Below are 16,348 nucleotides of genomic sequence, written 5' to 3'. Positions count from 1 at the left end.
GAAGCCAGTCAATAATGGTTATTCCAGGAACGCTCAAGTACTAGTGGCGGGAACAGTGCCTGTGAACAATTTGCCCGTTGTAGTTCGCATATATTACGGTGCAAATGCAAAGCCCGAGGAGGAGCAGGTTGCGGTTTTTAGTGGAAACGACTGGTCTGCCCTCCTGGCCGGGACATTTGCTCCCGGGGCCTACCGAATTATTGCAACCCAGTCGGGAGACACCTCGATCAGTGTCACCCTGCGCGTCACGCCGGTAACAATTACTTCCCCCGTTTCAGGTGCGCACGTGCCGGCAAAACAGTTCAATGTCACAGGCTCGGGTGGCGAGTACGGTGTAGGTACAGTCTCGCTGTTTGACGCCAGTAATAATGCATCTTTGGGAGATGCCGTCATTGAGCCCTCAGGTATCTGGACCAAGACGCTCACAATGACAGGCAACAGCCTGGGTTTTTATGCCAGGCAAACAATTGGCACCTATCACTCGGGCAACTCCAGTACGGTTAATGTCTCGTTAATAGCCTCGATCGTCATCAAGTCACCGTTAAACAATGCCGTCGTAACGACGTTTCAACCTACTGTTTCCGGAGAGGGGCAAACCAATGCAAGCGTAACGGTTCATCGAGCCGGTAACCCCGCCGATGTGTATGGCAGTGGAACTGTTGCGGGTGGAATATGGAATATATCGCTCACCAAACCGCTGCCCCTCGGTCCCATTACGTTGCAAGCCACGCAGACCTATGAGGGGAATACAACGGCGTCAAATCAGGTATCCATTACGGTACAGGTAAAGCTGACAACACCTGTTATCTCCAGTCCGGCAGCCGGCTCAGTACAGAACTCTGCGTTTACGGTGGGTGGCACAGGCGGAGTCGCCGGCTCCATCATGCGGATAGTCTATGACCTGGACCATAGCAAGCAGGTCGGCCAGGCATCGGTCACGGGTAACAACTGGACAGTGCCCGTGACAGTCGACCCCGGACGACGTTCACTGGTCGCCGGGCAGACAGGAACCGGCATCAACCCTTCCGACTTCAGCCAGCCCCGGGCATTCGATATCCGCCCTCCCGCATTGACCAAAGTCAACGTCACGGTCCCGGTTGCAACCACCGTGAAGTTTGACGGTGACGGTCATGAAGGTGCCACGGTCGTGATCACTGTGATCAGCGGCCCGGGTGGATCAGCACCGGGAGAGGCAAAAGTAGTCGGCGGCAAGTGGGAAACCAGCGCAACGAACTGGCCAGATGGCCTCTACAAGATGAGTGCGATCCAGAAGGTTTCCAACAACGCTGGGGGCTGGATCGAATCTGTGCCATTTCCGTTCGAATACCTGTTCAAGTTTCCGCCTCCCTCCGATGTGGTCTCCACTCCGGTTTACAGTACGACGCTCTCTGGCAAAGGAGTTTCAGGCGCGACGGTGTCGCTTTATGACCCTGACGGGACCACTAAAATCGCCCCGGATGCCCAGGTCGGTTCCGATGGCCAGTGGTCCAGTAAGGCCTATGTCGAATGGGGGCCTACATATGATCGAATCGTTCGCATCCGACAATCCCTGAATGCCCAGCAATCCGACTTTGTCGAGCACAAAGTCCGCATCCCTCCGATTGCGCCCGGCATTGACAGGGTTCCACCTGAGGGACTGTCGCCCACCTTCACCGGCACCTGCGAATTGAACGCCCAGGTCAATCTCGTGTTCAGCGGTAGCGGCACCTCGTACTCCGCCACGGTGACCGGCAGAACCTGGAACTATCGGCGTGCGCAACCTTTTGCCCCGGAGATCGACCATACCGTTACGGCGACCCAGATTGCCGCCCAGCAGCCTTCGCCTGCGGCCACCGAAACGTTCCGGCTCTTCAAGCCTATGATCGCGCCGCTCATCACCGTACCTGTAAAGGATTCCGAGGTCGGTCGTGACGTGATTTTTCAAGGGACGGACGGTATGAACGGTGCCACGATTTCTTTGTGGGACTACGTGAGCGGCGCTCCTTTGGGCTCTAAAAAGCTGACTGCCGACGGGGCATGGCAAATCCCTGTTGAGAAACTGAAATTTGGCCGTTGGGTGGTTCGGGCAAAACAGGAGATCGATGGGCGGGAGTCAGCGGACAGTGAGTCGCATCCCTTCGATGTCGTGTTGCTGGCTCCAGGTTTCACATCACCGCAAGAGGGCGGCAGGCTGACGCGAACATCGATGATCGAAGGTAAGGGGGAACCGCTGGGGACGGTCGATGTTTTCCTGGAAGGTGCTGCCGAGCCGTTGCTCAAACAGTTGCCAATAGGCCTCGACGGCACTTGGAAAGGCGAAGTGACATTGCCTGTGGGGAATAAAATCATTCGGGCCAGGCAATATTTCGAAGACCAGACCTCCAAAGACAGCGTGACGGTGAGCTACAGCGTGGTTCCAGCCCCTCCGGTGTTGGAAACTCCTGTGCCGGGAGCGCATGTGGGCCAAGGCTCGGTCGCGTCAGGTTTCGGCGTGCCTGGGGACAGGATCATCGTCTGGATGATCCGTGTCGGCGCCGTGAAGGCAGGAGAAACCACGGTGCAGGCCGATCGTACCTGGTCAGTCGCCATGAACGTCACGCAGCCCTCTCGAGAAAACCACTTGGTGGTGACAGCCACTTGGGACGACTTCCAGTCCGACGGCTCCGCTGCGCGGGCAGTGAATCTGGGCACCTACCGACCCGTCCTCGAGAAACCCGCCGAGGGGCAATCGGTCAGTGATCCGGTTCGTTTTGCAGGTTTGGGCCGGGCGGGCGTCATGCAGGTCCGAAGCTGGTACAACCCTGAGCAAGAGTGGGCGCAAGCCCCGGTTTCCGACGGAAACTGGCAAGGCGATGCGACGGGACCGTTACCTTCTGGCGGCCAATGGTGCGAGATCCAGCAAACCATCACCGATGATGCAGGCGGCGCGACGATTTCTGATCATGTATTGAGCTCGCGCTTCGAGGTCCAGCCGACGGCGCCAGGCAAGAATCCATCTGATCGTCCCGACAAACGGCGTGCATGACTGTCATTTCTGACAGTTGTCATGAGCCGCCGACTGGCGCCAAATCGAGTCAACCGAACAGATGACCCGACAACAAGTGCGGGTCGTCGGGATGGCTTTTGCCGCAAGGAAATTCACCATGGCCAAGACCCGCAAACGTCCCGCCGAGCAAATGTATGAACAATTGTTCCCTACCCGTGCGCGCCGCAAAAAGTATCCTGGCCTGCAAGCCTATCTGAGCCAGGGTGGTTCGATTTTTCCCTTGGTGGAAAAGGGTATTCAGGGGCTGGTGAAGGATTACCGGATGAGTCGCGAAGATGCGCAAGCGTTCCTGCGCCAGGCCAGCAGTATGGCCATCTACATCAGGCGTCGGTTCATCGAGCACACCTTGACGGGAGGCCATCAGGAAACAATCGGAAAAGCGCAAAAAAAAGCTCCATCAAGCGGGCTGCTTTCAATGGTTCCGGGACCCACTTTCGAGACATTGCTCAACCCGAATTTTGACGGTTCCTGCCCACCGAGTGCGCTGGAAAGCCGATGGTCACCTGTGGCTTATCTGGTCGAGCTGTTGCAGTGGGTCAGCGAGCGTATCGAGAAGGTGGGGAACACTGAGGTCGATTACCTTTTGCACAACCGTCGCACCGACCTTAAACGGTTGGTTGTCGATTTCAACGCGGTTTATCAGTCGATCTCTGCGGTCGACATCATCAACCAGGTGCTGGAAACGTACATCAAGACACACGGGGCTGTAACCGATCTGGTAGACGCCTTGATCGAGGCGCGCTACCCCAATGAACTGCCTTACTTCCAGCATTGGGTCACCGTCGACTCGATTACCCGGCAACTGGGCATGTCGGTGGGTAATTTTGCGCACATGGTTGACCTGCAGTTTCCTTACTTTCTGCAAGCGCACGGCTGGGGCGACGAGGCCCGCCGTGCGCTGGCCCATGCATCGCGTCTGGGGCCTTACCAGCGAACGTTGTTGACTGAGGCGCGAGTAGCCTTCGCAGACCGGGAAGACTTCTTCAACGGCAACTATGGATCGGATAATTACGATAAGTATCAGAATCTCAATCAGTTGAAATTTTTCGGCGAGCGGACTTCACTCGATGTCCCCGGCATTGAATCCCTTCTGTCGTTCCGCGCGTATTCACCGGTGCGTTCCGCGAATGTGACATTCGCGGATGAGCCGCCACCTGGCCCGCAAAGCGCACGTTTCGGCTCAGTCTACGTAAACGCCGCAACCGAACCACCTATCGTTGTTGCAGATGACGCAAGCTTGCGTCAAACACTGACGATTGATCCGGACAGGCAAGCCGATTTCGAATTCTACGATCGACTGAACCGCAAGGTACGTCTGGATAAATGGCTGAACGTGCGCAGTTTTGAGGTGGATGCAATGCTGGCGGCCGCCATGCGCGCGGAAGTCCGCGGTGGTGCGACGGCCGGTGAGTGGTGGATAACCGGTAACGTGGTGCATGCACTGGGACTGTTCCAGCTGCTGCGTGAAAGGTATGGATGTAAAGCGCTGGACTTTGCCGTCTTCCTGGATGAGATGCCGGTATACGGAATCGGCGAAGAACGCTCGCTGTTCGATCAGGTGTTCAACGGGCAGGATGACTATCGCCAGCCCTTCATGCTCGATGGCCAGGATTTTCCGGCGATACCTGCAGCAGGTAGTAGCGACCCGACGGTCATTCAATTGTGCAGCGGTCTGCAGATCGATCTGTTGACCTACGGTTACCTGGCACTGGCGATAGCCGATGCTCTGGGACTTGGTAAAGACCTGGAACGTACGCCAGTGGTCGTTTCAGCCTTTTACCGGTTGGTGAAGCTGGCGCGGTTGCTGGGCGTCACACCGGTGGAAATTGTGCTGATGCTGACCTTGATGGGAGAGGGGAAAAGTTGGCTCAAAGGGCTGGCGGGTTTGCCAAGAATCAATACCAGACCGGGCGAAACGCCGGATGTCTTGAATCTCATCTATGCCCTGCATTCGTGCGTAGTCTGGTGCAAGGATCGCAACCTGCCGGTACTCGGGATGTTGCAGATGGTGGCAGAACCCCAAGCCAGTGGCACGGCTTCCGCAGCTCAGCTGCAATTCTTTGACAATGTCGCAAGTCTTCTGCCAGCGGCCCTGTTGACCAATGCCGGAATCCTGATGGCCGACGTGCCGCCTGTGCCTGCGGGGAACTGGCTCAATTTCCTGGCTTCGCTGGCCGATGCCGATGGCCTGGTGCTTGATTTCGCCGGGAGCGAGTCTCAATACCTGATCGAAGCTCGCCTGCGACTGGACCGTGCAGTGCAGGATGGTCTCCCGGTCATGGCTCCCGAGCTGCGGGCCGCCATCGTCGAAAAAATGCTGGGTGTTCTGTTGCAAGCCAGAGAGGCGCAAGTCTCGTTGGCCAAGGAAGCTTTGGCCGTCCTGACCAGCCTTGATTCCGAGCTGGTAATAGGAGTTCTCACCTGGGCCGACACCACGGTTTATCGACTGTTGCGCGAGGTCTCCGAGCGCGTCGCACAGAACCCGCAAAATGTCCGAAGCGAGCGCTTGGTTGAACTGGATCCGCTGCTCAAGGCTTTGGCCAATGTTCAACGCTTGAGTGCGGTCGTGACAGCATTGGGGCTGAGTGCCGCCGTGCTACAGGAATATCTGGATTATGGTCATCGGGCCTGGCTCGGCCAATCGAGCAAACACGAGTTCTCGATGAGCACGCTCTATTACCTGACGGCGCTCACCCGTGCGTTCGAGATGAGCGAGCAGCCTGCGCAGGAACTGCTGGACTATCTGCGGGCCGTCGGCAATCTGCCAGACAACATCGCCGGAGATTCGCTGAGGCTTACCCAGGAAGCCGGCTACATCAAGTTGGCGAGGTTCTTTCGCTGGAGCGTCGAGGAGGTGCGCGATTGCGTCGTTCACATCGATCCATCCCTCAGGATTCTGAAAACCCTGCGTCAACTGGATCTGTTGATGCGCATCCGCACGCTGGCGGAGCACAGCGGTATGGATGCCCGGACGATTTTCAAGCTTGGCAACCTGCCGGAGTCCATTGACAAGGCGGCCTACGCTGACGCGGCAGAGCACGCCCTGCTGAGCCAGTCGGAAACGCGAGCGCCTGATCCGCAGTTCCCGCTTGATGTGGAGCAACTGGTCGTCAGGACATGTGTGGTGGACAACACCGACGTCGTGGCCAACAAACCGGGAGCGAAAATCACCTACACCGTGACACTGAAGGATGCCGAAGGAGCGCCACTGAAGGGCATCAGGGTGTTGTGGCAAGCCAGTCTCGGCACCATTGAGACAAAGACCACCGATGAAAACGGAGAACTCAGGGCCGAGTTCATCCCAGGCTCGGTGTTGGGCAGCGATGCGCCAAGCTTCTGGATGGATCTGTTCAAGCCGGTCAGCGCGCCCGAAATCCGGGTTGTTCCTGACGCCCAAACACTGTTCTTCCCTGGCCCTTTGATGTCCCTCATTCCGCTGACCAGCGTGCAGGCGGGCGAGGAAGTGCAGTTGTACGCCGAGTTGCGTGACGACTTCAAAAACATTGGGGCAAACCAGCTCGTAGAGTGGTTCGCCGAACCTGTCGAAGGGGATGAAGACAAGTCAGTCATCATCCGCCCATCGGGACAAGCCTTTACCGATCGGCAAGGGCTGACAAAGGTGTTCATCCACGCACCTGAAGGCGGAATGTTCAGGTTTTCCGTGCGCAGCCAGAGCAGTGACATCAGCGCTGTTTTCGAACCGATTCATTTCCTGCCACCGGCTTGAGAAGGATCGTTCGCGGGACGCGCAGTTTCGATGATTGCTTCAGGAGCAACGACCATGGCAACGATTGGCAACATTGGCGGGATGCAGGAAAAGCGTCGTCAGGCGTTGCTTGCATACGCCATCGGGCAAATCCGCAAAGACAACGTTAAAAAATACCCCTTTGTGAGAACGCCGGAAGATCTGCTGGAACTGCTTCGGCTGGATCCTCTGGATAGCCATTTGGTGCAAAGCGCCTGGGTCGCCGAAGCGGTGAGTTGTGTGCAGCAGTACATCCGCGCGGTGTATCACAAGCTCGAGCCCGGCTTTGAGAAAGTCGAATTCGAGAAGAAGGATCTGGAGGCGTGGAAGTATTCCGGCGACTACTCGACCTGGGCGGCGGTGAGGATGATCCAGACCTATCCGGAAAACGTCGTTCACCCGTCTGTGCGTATTGGCAAGACCAGCCTGTTCAAAACGTTTGAAAACGACTTGAACCAGGCACGCCTCACGACCGACAGCGTTCAGGCAGCGATGCAGGCGTATCTCGAAGAGTTTGTGAAAGTTTGCGATCTGGACATCGTCAGTGCCTTTTTGAACGGTAAGTCTCCGGAGCTGGCGGATTACTATTTCATCAGTCGTACACGCAGTGATCCGCGCCAATACTATTGGCGAAAGGCCGAGGTTGAACTCGGATCCGCAGAAAAAGCGTTGAACCCGGCAGCCTGGAGTGAGCCGCTGCCCGTGGATATCCCTGTGGACATACAGGTGCTGGACATGCGGCCTGTGGTCTGGAACGGGCGGCTGTGTATCGTGTGGGCCACCTGGCGCGACAGGGTCGAGCAACAGGATCAGTTTTTACCCGACAAACTGGACGTTTACGTGGCTTTCAAGCGCCAGAACGATCAGTGGTCGCCGCCGACGACGTTGCTCTCTCGGGAATATCAGGAAAAAACCTCTCCAGTGGGTGCCCGACTGATCGCCACTGTCTGGGCTGATTATCAAATTCCCAAGGGCAAGCTCGGGGTGTTGCTGACCAACGAAAAAACGGGCATTGACGCCATCAAAGAGAGTTCCGTGCGTGATGTGTTCTTGCGCGCAGTCCCTCATGACAATGGCGCGTGGCTCGAGCATGTGGCGAGCAAGCGCTTCACTGGCGTTGAGATGATTCAACATCCGCTGATGAATCAGCCGGAGGTGGTGGCCAGTGAATCACAGGCAGGCGCTCTGACGGGGTTTCTGGGACTGCACGCCACGGCTCATCGCGTCGGCGCGGATGATGTGCTGGTGGTTCAGGGTTACTGCTGGGTGACAGGGCTTTCCGGAGCCGACGTTTCCCTGACATTGACCTTGACAGACAAGCTTCCTACCGACCCCGAACCATTGACCGCAAACTATTCACGGGCAGGTGGCTGGAACACCATTTCGCAGGTTTTTACTCGCCCCAAGGGTTCCTGGACACAACCGGTTGTCTTCACATTCGGCAGTGCCGCCCAAGGGATCAAGCGCTTTGAGGTGCGGGTCAAGGATCTGACGGATTTCGCCGTTCCGACCCTGCTCAAGAACACCCAGAACGCGGCGCAGTTTCTATCGTTCAACCAAGCGCATCTTGCGCTCAAGTTCACCCGGCTCAATACGCTGTTCGGCCCCGAACTGGTGTCGCGTGCCAGCATTTCCGTCGATGCCGTGCTGGACTGGTTCACTCAGTTCCTGCAGGAGCCAGGGCCTTCGAGTGCGCCCTTCGAAGAGCCAAACGGTGCGTTCGACAGTGCCAACGGCCGTCATTTCTGGGAGCTGTTCTTTCATATGGCGCATCTGGTCGCCACGCGTCTGCGCGATGAGGAGCGTTTTCAGGAGGCGCTCGACTGGCTCAATTACCTGTTCGATCCCCAGGCACCGGCCGATCCGGAGGATCCGCCCGTGGACAACCCGAGACCGCAGTATTGGCGATGCCGGCCGTTGAACAGCGACGGCAACCCGGGACATGAAGCCTGGAACCCGATGGACCCCGATGCCATTTCCTATGGGGCGCCCAGGCACTACCGGATTCTGGTGTTCTGCGAGTACGTTCAGACATTGATTGCAAAGGGGGATTGGTACTATCGCCAACTGACCCGAGACAGTTTGGCAGCGGCCAGACTGTGTTACGTCCATGCCCAGTTTCTGATGGGCAAGGCACCATCGGTTCGCGCAGTGAACCGCTGGCAATCGACCACGCTCGGCGCCCTTTTGTCCGCCAGCGAGTCGCGACCCAGGCTTGAGGCCTTTGAAAAGACACTGGCGTTCAGCCTTGGGGATTTCCCGCTGGCCACCGATGCCGACGCTCGTTCAGGGTTGCTCGGCTCGGACATTTTCATCAACCCACTCAATGAGCAACTGCTTCGACTTTACGCGTTGCCTGGCGAACGCCTGGATAACTTGCGCAGCAATCGCAGCATCGACGGTACGCCACTGCTCATTGATTTGTTCTCTGCGCCCGCAGATCCGGGACAACTGATGCTCGATCTGGCTGCCGGGAGCAGTGGTGCGCCCAGAGCGATGGGCGGTCGATTGAAAGTCATCGCTTTCCGCTGGCGTGTCTCGTTCGAGGTCGGGCTGCGCGCAGCGCAGATGTTGTCGGAGTTTGGTGCGCTGGTCCTGAGTCTGATGGAGCGGGCGGACCAGGCTGAGCTGCAGGAAACCCAGCAACAGCAATTGGTGGAGCTGGGCGACTTTGCTCACAAAATGCAGGAGCAGACCCTCGAACAGTTACGCCTGCAGGTCACTGCGCTGGAGCAGAGCAAAGCCGTGGCACAGGAGCGTGCCGACGCTTATGACCGACTCTATGTCGAAGACATTTCGGCGGTCGAATACGAGGTGATGGACAAGATTCAGTCATCGAAAGAGCTTTCACTCATTGCTTCCAGCCTCAAGCCGGGTGTGGCAGTCATTGCCTCGGTACCCAACATTTTTGGATTGGCGAACGGCGGACACAGGCTTGAACAAACCCTCGATGCCGTGGTGTACGGGCTGAACATTGCCGCCTCAGTCATGCAAATAGAGGCCGACAAACAAGCGACGACCGAAGCCTACCGTCGCCGGCGCAATGATTGGGGCCTGCAGCGCAATCAGGCACTTGCGGAAGTCCGCGCGCTGGATGCACAGATCAGCGCGCAGAGACAATCAGTGCTGGCGGCTCAGACCAATCTGGAGCAGACCCGGCGAGCCAATGCCCACGCATTGACGATCTTCAACTTCCTCAAAAAACGCGCGACCCGGGCCGAGCTGTTCAGATGGATGCTGGGGCAGCTCAAAGCGTTGCACTATCAGGCTCACGATGCCGTTGTCAGCCTGTGCCGCAGTGCGCAGGCATCGATGAGCGCCGAGACCGGCGATTACGATTCGCCGCGCCCGTTACCACAGGTCTGGCTGGACGCTCGCCACGGCCTGACGTCAGGTGAGCATCTGCGAATGTGGCTGCTGGGCATGGAGCATGACTACATGCAGCGTTATCAGCGACGGCTGGAGCTGCGCAAGACGGTATCCCTGCGCCAATTGTTCGATGACACCATTGATCCTCAGTTCGCTCTTTACAGCTGGTCGGACGCACTGGCGCAACTGAAGTCAAAGGGGACGCTGGATTTCTGCCTGACCCAATTGCTGTTCGATCGCGATCATCCGGGGCATTACTGCCGGCAGATCAGTTCGGTCGCGGTCCATCTGCCCGTCGTGAAAGGCGCTTTTCAGGATGTGCATGCAACGCTGGTGCAGATCAGCAGCAAGATCGCAACCAAGGCAACAGCGCAATCGGTCGCGCATCTACATGACCCAGCGGGTTCCGTGGCGCCTTCCGATGTGTTGATCAACCTGCTTGCCGGCCAGTCGATTGTCGTATCGACGGGACTGGCCGACAACGGCCTGACCGGTCAGAAACCTGACGAAGGCTTGCTCAATCCGTTCGAAAACACCGGAGCGGTCTCCTGCTGGCAGTTGAAGTTCCCCTGGCCGCAAAAAGAACCACAGGCTGCCATCCTGGACTCCCTGACGGACATCATTCTGGAGATCTGTTTTACCGCCAGGGCGGGCGAGCCGACTTTCATGCGTCAGGTCGAGGACATGGTGACCCTGGCCGAGTCACCCGACAAAAACAAAAAACGCAAAGGAGCGGGCAGACATGCGTAAACAGAACGTGCTCGCCAACCAGAGCCTGGTGAAAAACGGGTCATTCCGTCAGACCTTGACCGATTGGACGGTGTCCCCGAGAGGCAGTACCTGGGTTCGGGTTGTGGGACAGGAATACAACGGCCTGCCAGTCAATACATTGTCCGTCGGCTATGCGGCCTCAGCCAGCCAGCCAATCGTTGCCCCCATGGATCCTGGCGTTGACGCGATCTATGTCCTGAAATTTCTGTGTGAATCACGTCATACCGGCACAGGTTTTGTACGCATCAGCAGCGAGGGGATGCCGCCACTGGAGATTCAGATTCCTCCTGGTCGTCAACGCAACGCAGGACAGCCGCTGGCGTTTGAGCCGGTTCTGTACGAGGTTGCGCTGGATTCGACGTTCCGCAAGGGTGCGACTCTGACATTCAGTGTGACCAGCCCGCCGAGTGAGCCTGATGACTATCATTTGTTGCTGTACATCACTGACATCACCATCGGAATACATCTGCAGCCGTTGGTGTTGCAGGCCTTCATCCTCGACGAGGAGTCACACCCGCCGACCGCGCTGGTGCCTCTGTGCCCGGGGGCGCAGGACCTTGGGGTCCATCAGCTGGGATTCGAAGTCGCAGACGGGAATACCTGGCAGGGTACCGATTATTCCCTGGAGGTTGACGACAATCCGCTTGGGGCGATTATCGCCGAGCCTGACTGGCCGGTTGATCATCCGCTGGACGGGCGTCGTTCGCTGCGTTGTCCGCCGCTCGACCTGACTGCGCCACACCCGATGACACTCACACTGTTCAATCAGTACACCGCCGAACCCTATCGGTTGGCGGCTTCGCTGTGGCATCACCGATTGAAGTTTCTGCAAGTGCAGGAGGCGGCTTATTTTCCAGTACTTGAGTACAACGAAAGCGTCACGTTGGGTGTGCAGGTGGGATCGTTTTACACGGGCGAAACACTTGAAGGGCTGACCGTTACCTGGACTGTGCTCGGGACATCCATTCAGGTTGCTGCGGTCACCGATGCTGGAGGCTGGGCGTACTTCGACTTTACGCCGGACCTCGCGGGTACCTTCACCGTCGTTGCCTCGGTCGCGAGCCTTTATTACGCCTCGGGTGTTGTGACGCAGAGCATGGAAGTGCGGGGGCTGGAGACGGATCCCTGGCGGGAGGTCATGGCCGTTGTCGCTGACGAGGCAACCCCTTGGGCGTTGAAGACCGGATGGCCAAATCGGGGTTCGACTTATCGCCTGTTGGCAAGGGTGCCAGAGGTTCTTGTCGGTACGACCCTGTCACTTGAATGGGAGGGCGACTCCCAAGAGCAACTGAAGGTCGTAGTCAGCCCGGCGATCAAGGAACATGTGCCGGTAACGTCCACGCGTGAAATGCTTTGGACGTTGACAAGCGCGGATGAGCTGGACGGCAGGTTCGAGTTGCAGTTGATCTGCTCAAAATTGCTCAAGCCATCGCCCTATAAAAGCATGCGCCTGGCACGCAACGAGATCGAGATTGGCAGAGTGCGCGAGGCGGACAAGACCTGCGTCGTGGATGAGAATGAAAGTGCTACCGTTCAGGTCGAGGTATTGCACTTGGTGGCGGCTGGCGGCGGTGAGCCGGTTCAGGGAGCGTTGGTCAAGTGGCTGCCGCCGGACGGGAGCGCTGTCGATTCGACCACGGGCGCGGGCGGCTGGACCAGCTTCACCTGGCAGCCGACCAGCGCCGGAAACCATTCGGTTGTTGTACAGATCCGGGCGCACCCGGACGCCATACCGGTCGAACGGACTTTTGCTATCTCTGCGGTTGCAACCAGCCCCTGGAAAAGCAACGTCGGGTTTTTTCTTGATGGCGTTGAAGTCGAGCGCAATACGCTTGGGTTGCTCTGCCGTCGTGGACAGACCCATACCCTGAAAGTCCTGCCGAACACGGCCAGCCCGTGGATCGGGAAAAATATCAGCCTGCACTGGCGCCGTGCGGATCCTGTGATCGGATTGACCATCAGTGAGCCGGGGTCACCCAGAACGCTGCTCCCCGAAGGTGTGGAATGGACGCTTTCCTCTCAGGCAGGCACCAGTCAAAGCCGGCCGTTCGAAGTCGAGTTGCATATTGAAGGCGAGTCCAGTGTTCGCGAATTGTCCGGGCGTTTGATGCACCCGGATCTCAAGGAAGAGCTGAGCCAGCTGCTCGATCAGGTTTGCGCACAGCTGACCGGTCAACCGTTCCACCCCTGCCTGGGTGCGCTTCATCAGTTCAATGCGTTACCCAATGCGCTCAGCCCATTGCTGGGGCTGGACCTGTTTCTGGAGTGGACGGGAGCGTCTGCCGCCGACTTGGGTGCCACGGTAACCCCTGCGCTGGACCGGCCGCAGCGTCTGGACGCCAGCGGGGCGATATGGGCGCTGGACTTTATCAGTGCGGTAGCCGGTCAATTCATGCTGACTTTGTCTTTGCCTCAGCTTGGTTTTGCCTTTACTGCCACACCTATGGTGCTGGATCACAACAAGCTCAGGCTGACGGTGCTGCGCGGTCCTGCGATAGACCCTGTCGTCGGGATGGACAAGGCGTGGATTTGGGCCAGGGTGGTTTCTCATTTTTCCGGTGAACCGGTTGCAGGTGCGCCGGTGACATGGGAGGCCGAAGGCACAACGGTTGAAGTCAGGACCGATGACGAGGGTAAAAGCGGTTATGCGTATGAACCGAAATCCCCCGGAGTGCATCCGGTCACGGGTTCGATCACCAGCCGTTTTGACAACTTTCAAGAGTCGCGCTCGACAGCGGTTAACGCTTTGGGCGTCGATCCCTGGGAGCAGATGTTGTCCGCTTTCGACGGATTGCCCCAACATCGGCTCGGTACAAAAACCTACTTCCCGCGCCGCAACGCGGAGCATGCGCTTGAGGTTTCGGCACCCGTCGGCAATGCCTTGATCGGACGCACGCTGACACTGGGGATGAGCGGCGAGGGGCCTGCCGGGCTGGGGTTCGCTTTCATCCCGGCCAACACGCTTGGATTGGCACGAGTATTCAACGGTACTTTGCAGTTTCCGTTCTCTGTAAAGGATCTGAAGGACGGCAGCTGCGCACTACGCCTCGCCGCCGAGCGGCTGGCGCGACTGTCCCCACCGATGCATATGTCGGTGGGGAAGGGCGATCAGGTGCTGACGATCAGTGCAGCCAATCGTGCAGACCCGATCCTTTATTGGGGAGAGGCGTTTGTTGGAGTCGTGAGCGTTTTCTCGTCGATAAGCCGGAAGGCGATGGTCGGTGTGGAGGTCAATTGCTCAGGAGAAAACGGAGAGATTTTTACCAGGGTCACTGACTATTACGGGAATGCGAAAGTGCGGTTCGTTCCGAAGATTCCCGGTCCGTCAGCTGTGATTTGCTCCGTGGGGACGGGGGCGTCTTCGCAGTCGGTTACGCTCCCCTATGAGTTGTTGGAACCGCGGGAAATAGCGTCGCTCACCAGTCCGAATAATTCAGGTCCAGTTGGAACAAGAGTTTCAGCAGAGATCCTGGTGGTGTCGGCCCGCAATGGCCATCCACTGCAGAACGTCGAAGTCAAATGGGCATTTTTGGACCTCATCCTTCCGCCGTCGACGACGGACGGTGCGGGAAAGGCGAAGGTGGAATTCAGATTGCCCAACATGAACCGTGCGCTTCTCGAAGCGACCGTGGTGGGCGGGCTTGCTGGTTGGGCAGGAAAATATCTCGAATTCAGGGTGATACCAAGTGAATAGTTCATCTGTTACTTCTCAGACCTGGTTACAGAACTTCAGGCCATACGTGAATGGCGTGAAAGTAAGGTGGCCTGAATTGAATTTGATTCTGATGGCGGGAGAGTGCGTCGACCTGACGCTGGAGTTTGAATACAGCTATTTGATTGGCGATCCGGAGTCCCCTCTGAAATTGTGTTGTGAGCCGGGCGGAGATTCGTTGGGGCTGGTGTGTGATCCACCGTTTGGACAACTGGTCGAGATGGCAGAGGGGCTTATCGAACTGACTTGGCATATTTGTGCCCGCAAGACATCCGGTGCACCGTTTGAACTGCATTTTGAGATGCCTTTCTATCCAGGGATGCCGCCTTCACCGTCGGTACCGGGAAAAATAGAGGACGTGCTTATCGACTCGCTTAGGTGCGATCGACCTGTGACTTATGTTGGATATGCAGTCAATGCACAGGCTTTGGTGCTGGCTTCCCCCAGCGGTCGACCTCAGCCAGGGGCCACGCTCAATTGGAGTTATGCGGAGAAGTCTTTACCAGACTCCATTTCGGGAACCGATGGCAATGCGTTAAACACCTTAAATGCCGAGTTGGGCGAGCATACTTTGGCAGTGGGTCAGCCTTCCGGAAATCTCGATTCAAAGACGCTGGAAATCACGGGGCTGCCTATGCCGGATGCAACGTTCTATGGAGCGTCATTCGAACCCAAAAGGCTGAATCTTGGAGAAACCATTCGTATAAGACTGGTAGCTCAGGAGCGGTTTTCATTGTCCCGATTAGAGGGGGTAAAAGTTGTTTTGGCATTAGACGGAAAAAATATCGATATGAGCTATTCGAATGATCGGGGAGAAGTCTCCATGATATTCACACCTGTTCGCAGCGGGTCAGGGAGGCTGTCGGTACATATGTATGCCCAGGCAGAAAGCAGCGCGTCATCGTCGTTTTTAGTTTTAGATGGTGAATGATGGAGAAGTTTTAAGGCGGGCATGATTAGCAGGCCCGATATCTCAACGGATATTTATTAAATAGGCGAATTGCGAATGTCAAAGTATTCAATGTATTCGACCTGGCGCGCCAATTTCAGACCTCATCTCAATAGTGCTCGAAAGAGATGGGATGATTTGGTATTGAGGGTTGTAGCGGGCGAAGGCTGTAAGCTGACTTTGGAGTTTGATGGTAGCCATTTTACGGGCGATCCCGAATCGCCCATTGCTTTGCATTGCGTATCGCACTTCGTTCGCGACGGTATCGAGTTTTCGCCTTCTGAGACGCAGCTGGTGGAATTAGTCAGAGATCCGCACGACTTCAGCAGCGTGACATGGAGTATTTCAACCAGGCAGGCGCAACACGGTCAGTTCGATATTTATTTTTCAATGCCTTTTAACTTGGGAATGCCAGAATCGCCGCGAAATCCGGGAATGATCTTTAATGATTTCTTCATTCAGTCGCTGACCACTCCAGACTCAACGATATTTTTCGGCGAACCAACAAGCGCCCATATCAAAATCGTTGATAGAGAGAGCGGGTTGGCAATGGGTCAAGTCAAAATTGAATGGGAGTTCGCAGGAAAACAGTTGGCAAAGACCCAGACCTTGGACGACGGAACGTCATCGATTCAGTTCATACCGACTGAAATCGGGGAGCAGCTTTTTGAAGGCGAACAAAGACCACTTTGTTCGAATTACCGATACAGGAACGACGTCTCAGGAGTATGCAATTTTTCTGAATGACGGTATTTCATCCGTCCCTCCGGATGGTGT

At 56.9% G+C, this 16,348-nt stretch carries 6 protein-coding genes; all 6 read left to right on the top strand.

Annotation, left to right across the window (positions count from 1 at the left end; genetic code table 11):
• Positions 1–61: 61 nt before the first annotated feature.
• The 6 genes from CAF79_RS06965 (at position 62) to CAF79_RS06940 (ending at position 16,318) form a co-directional block, all read left to right on the top strand.
• Positions 62–3,004 (top strand): hypothetical protein, encoded by a 2,943-nt coding sequence (locus CAF79_RS06965; protein WP_139832560.1) that lies wholly within the window; start codon positions 62–64, stop codon positions 3,002–3,004.
• 118 nt (positions 3,005–3,122) lie between these two features.
• Complete coding sequence (locus tag CAF79_RS06960) at positions 3,123–6,752, top strand: Tc toxin subunit A (protein WP_085697201.1); 3,630 nt, start codon at positions 3,123–3,125, stop codon at positions 6,750–6,752.
• Between the two features lie 54 nt (positions 6,753–6,806).
• Positions 6,807–10,889, top strand: a complete 4,083-nt coding sequence (locus CAF79_RS06955) for a neuraminidase-like domain-containing protein (RefSeq protein ID WP_085697200.1) — start codon at positions 6,807–6,809, stop codon at positions 10,887–10,889.
• Positions 10,882–14,604 (top strand): hypothetical protein, encoded by a 3,723-nt coding sequence (locus CAF79_RS06950; RefSeq protein WP_085697199.1) that lies wholly within the window; start codon positions 10,882–10,884, stop codon positions 14,602–14,604. Before CAF79_RS06955 ends, CAF79_RS06950 begins: the two co-directional genes overlap by 8 nt.
• A gap of 76 nt (positions 14,605–14,680) precedes the next feature.
• The gene (locus CAF79_RS06945; RefSeq protein ID WP_139832559.1) at positions 14,681–15,553 is read left to right on the top strand and encodes a hypothetical protein; all 873 of its coding nucleotides are present in this window, start codon (positions 14,681–14,683) and stop codon (positions 15,551–15,553) included.
• 75 nt (positions 15,554–15,628) lie between these two features.
• Positions 15,629–16,318 (top strand): hypothetical protein, encoded by a 690-nt coding sequence (locus tag CAF79_RS06940; RefSeq protein ID WP_139832558.1) that lies wholly within the window; start codon positions 15,629–15,631, stop codon positions 16,316–16,318.
• Positions 16,319–16,348: the final 30 nt, after the last annotated feature.

Origin of the sequence: Pseudomonas sp. B26(2017) (genome assembly GCF_002113045.1) — a bacterium.
In the GTDB taxonomy this organism is placed as follows: Bacteria; Pseudomonadota; Gammaproteobacteria; order Pseudomonadales; family Pseudomonadaceae; genus Aquipseudomonas.
The sequence above is the reverse complement of the archived record's forward strand: the minus strand, read 5'-3'. Positions and strand labels throughout refer to the sequence as shown.

Coding starts and splice junctions, on each gene's coding strand:
- CAF79_RS06960 (WP_085697201.1), top strand. CDS start 3,123: ATGGCCAAGACCCGCAAACGTCCCGCCGAGCAAATGTATGAACAATTG.
- CAF79_RS06955 (WP_085697200.1), top strand. CDS start 6,807: ATGGCAACGATTGGCAACATTGGCGGGATGCAGGAAAAGCGTCGTCAG.
- CAF79_RS06950 (WP_085697199.1), top strand. CDS start 10,882: ATGCGTAAACAGAACGTGCTCGCCAACCAGAGCCTGGTGAAAAACGGG.
- CAF79_RS06940 (WP_139832558.1), top strand. CDS start 15,629: ATGTCAAAGTATTCAATGTATTCGACCTGGCGCGCCAATTTCAGACCT.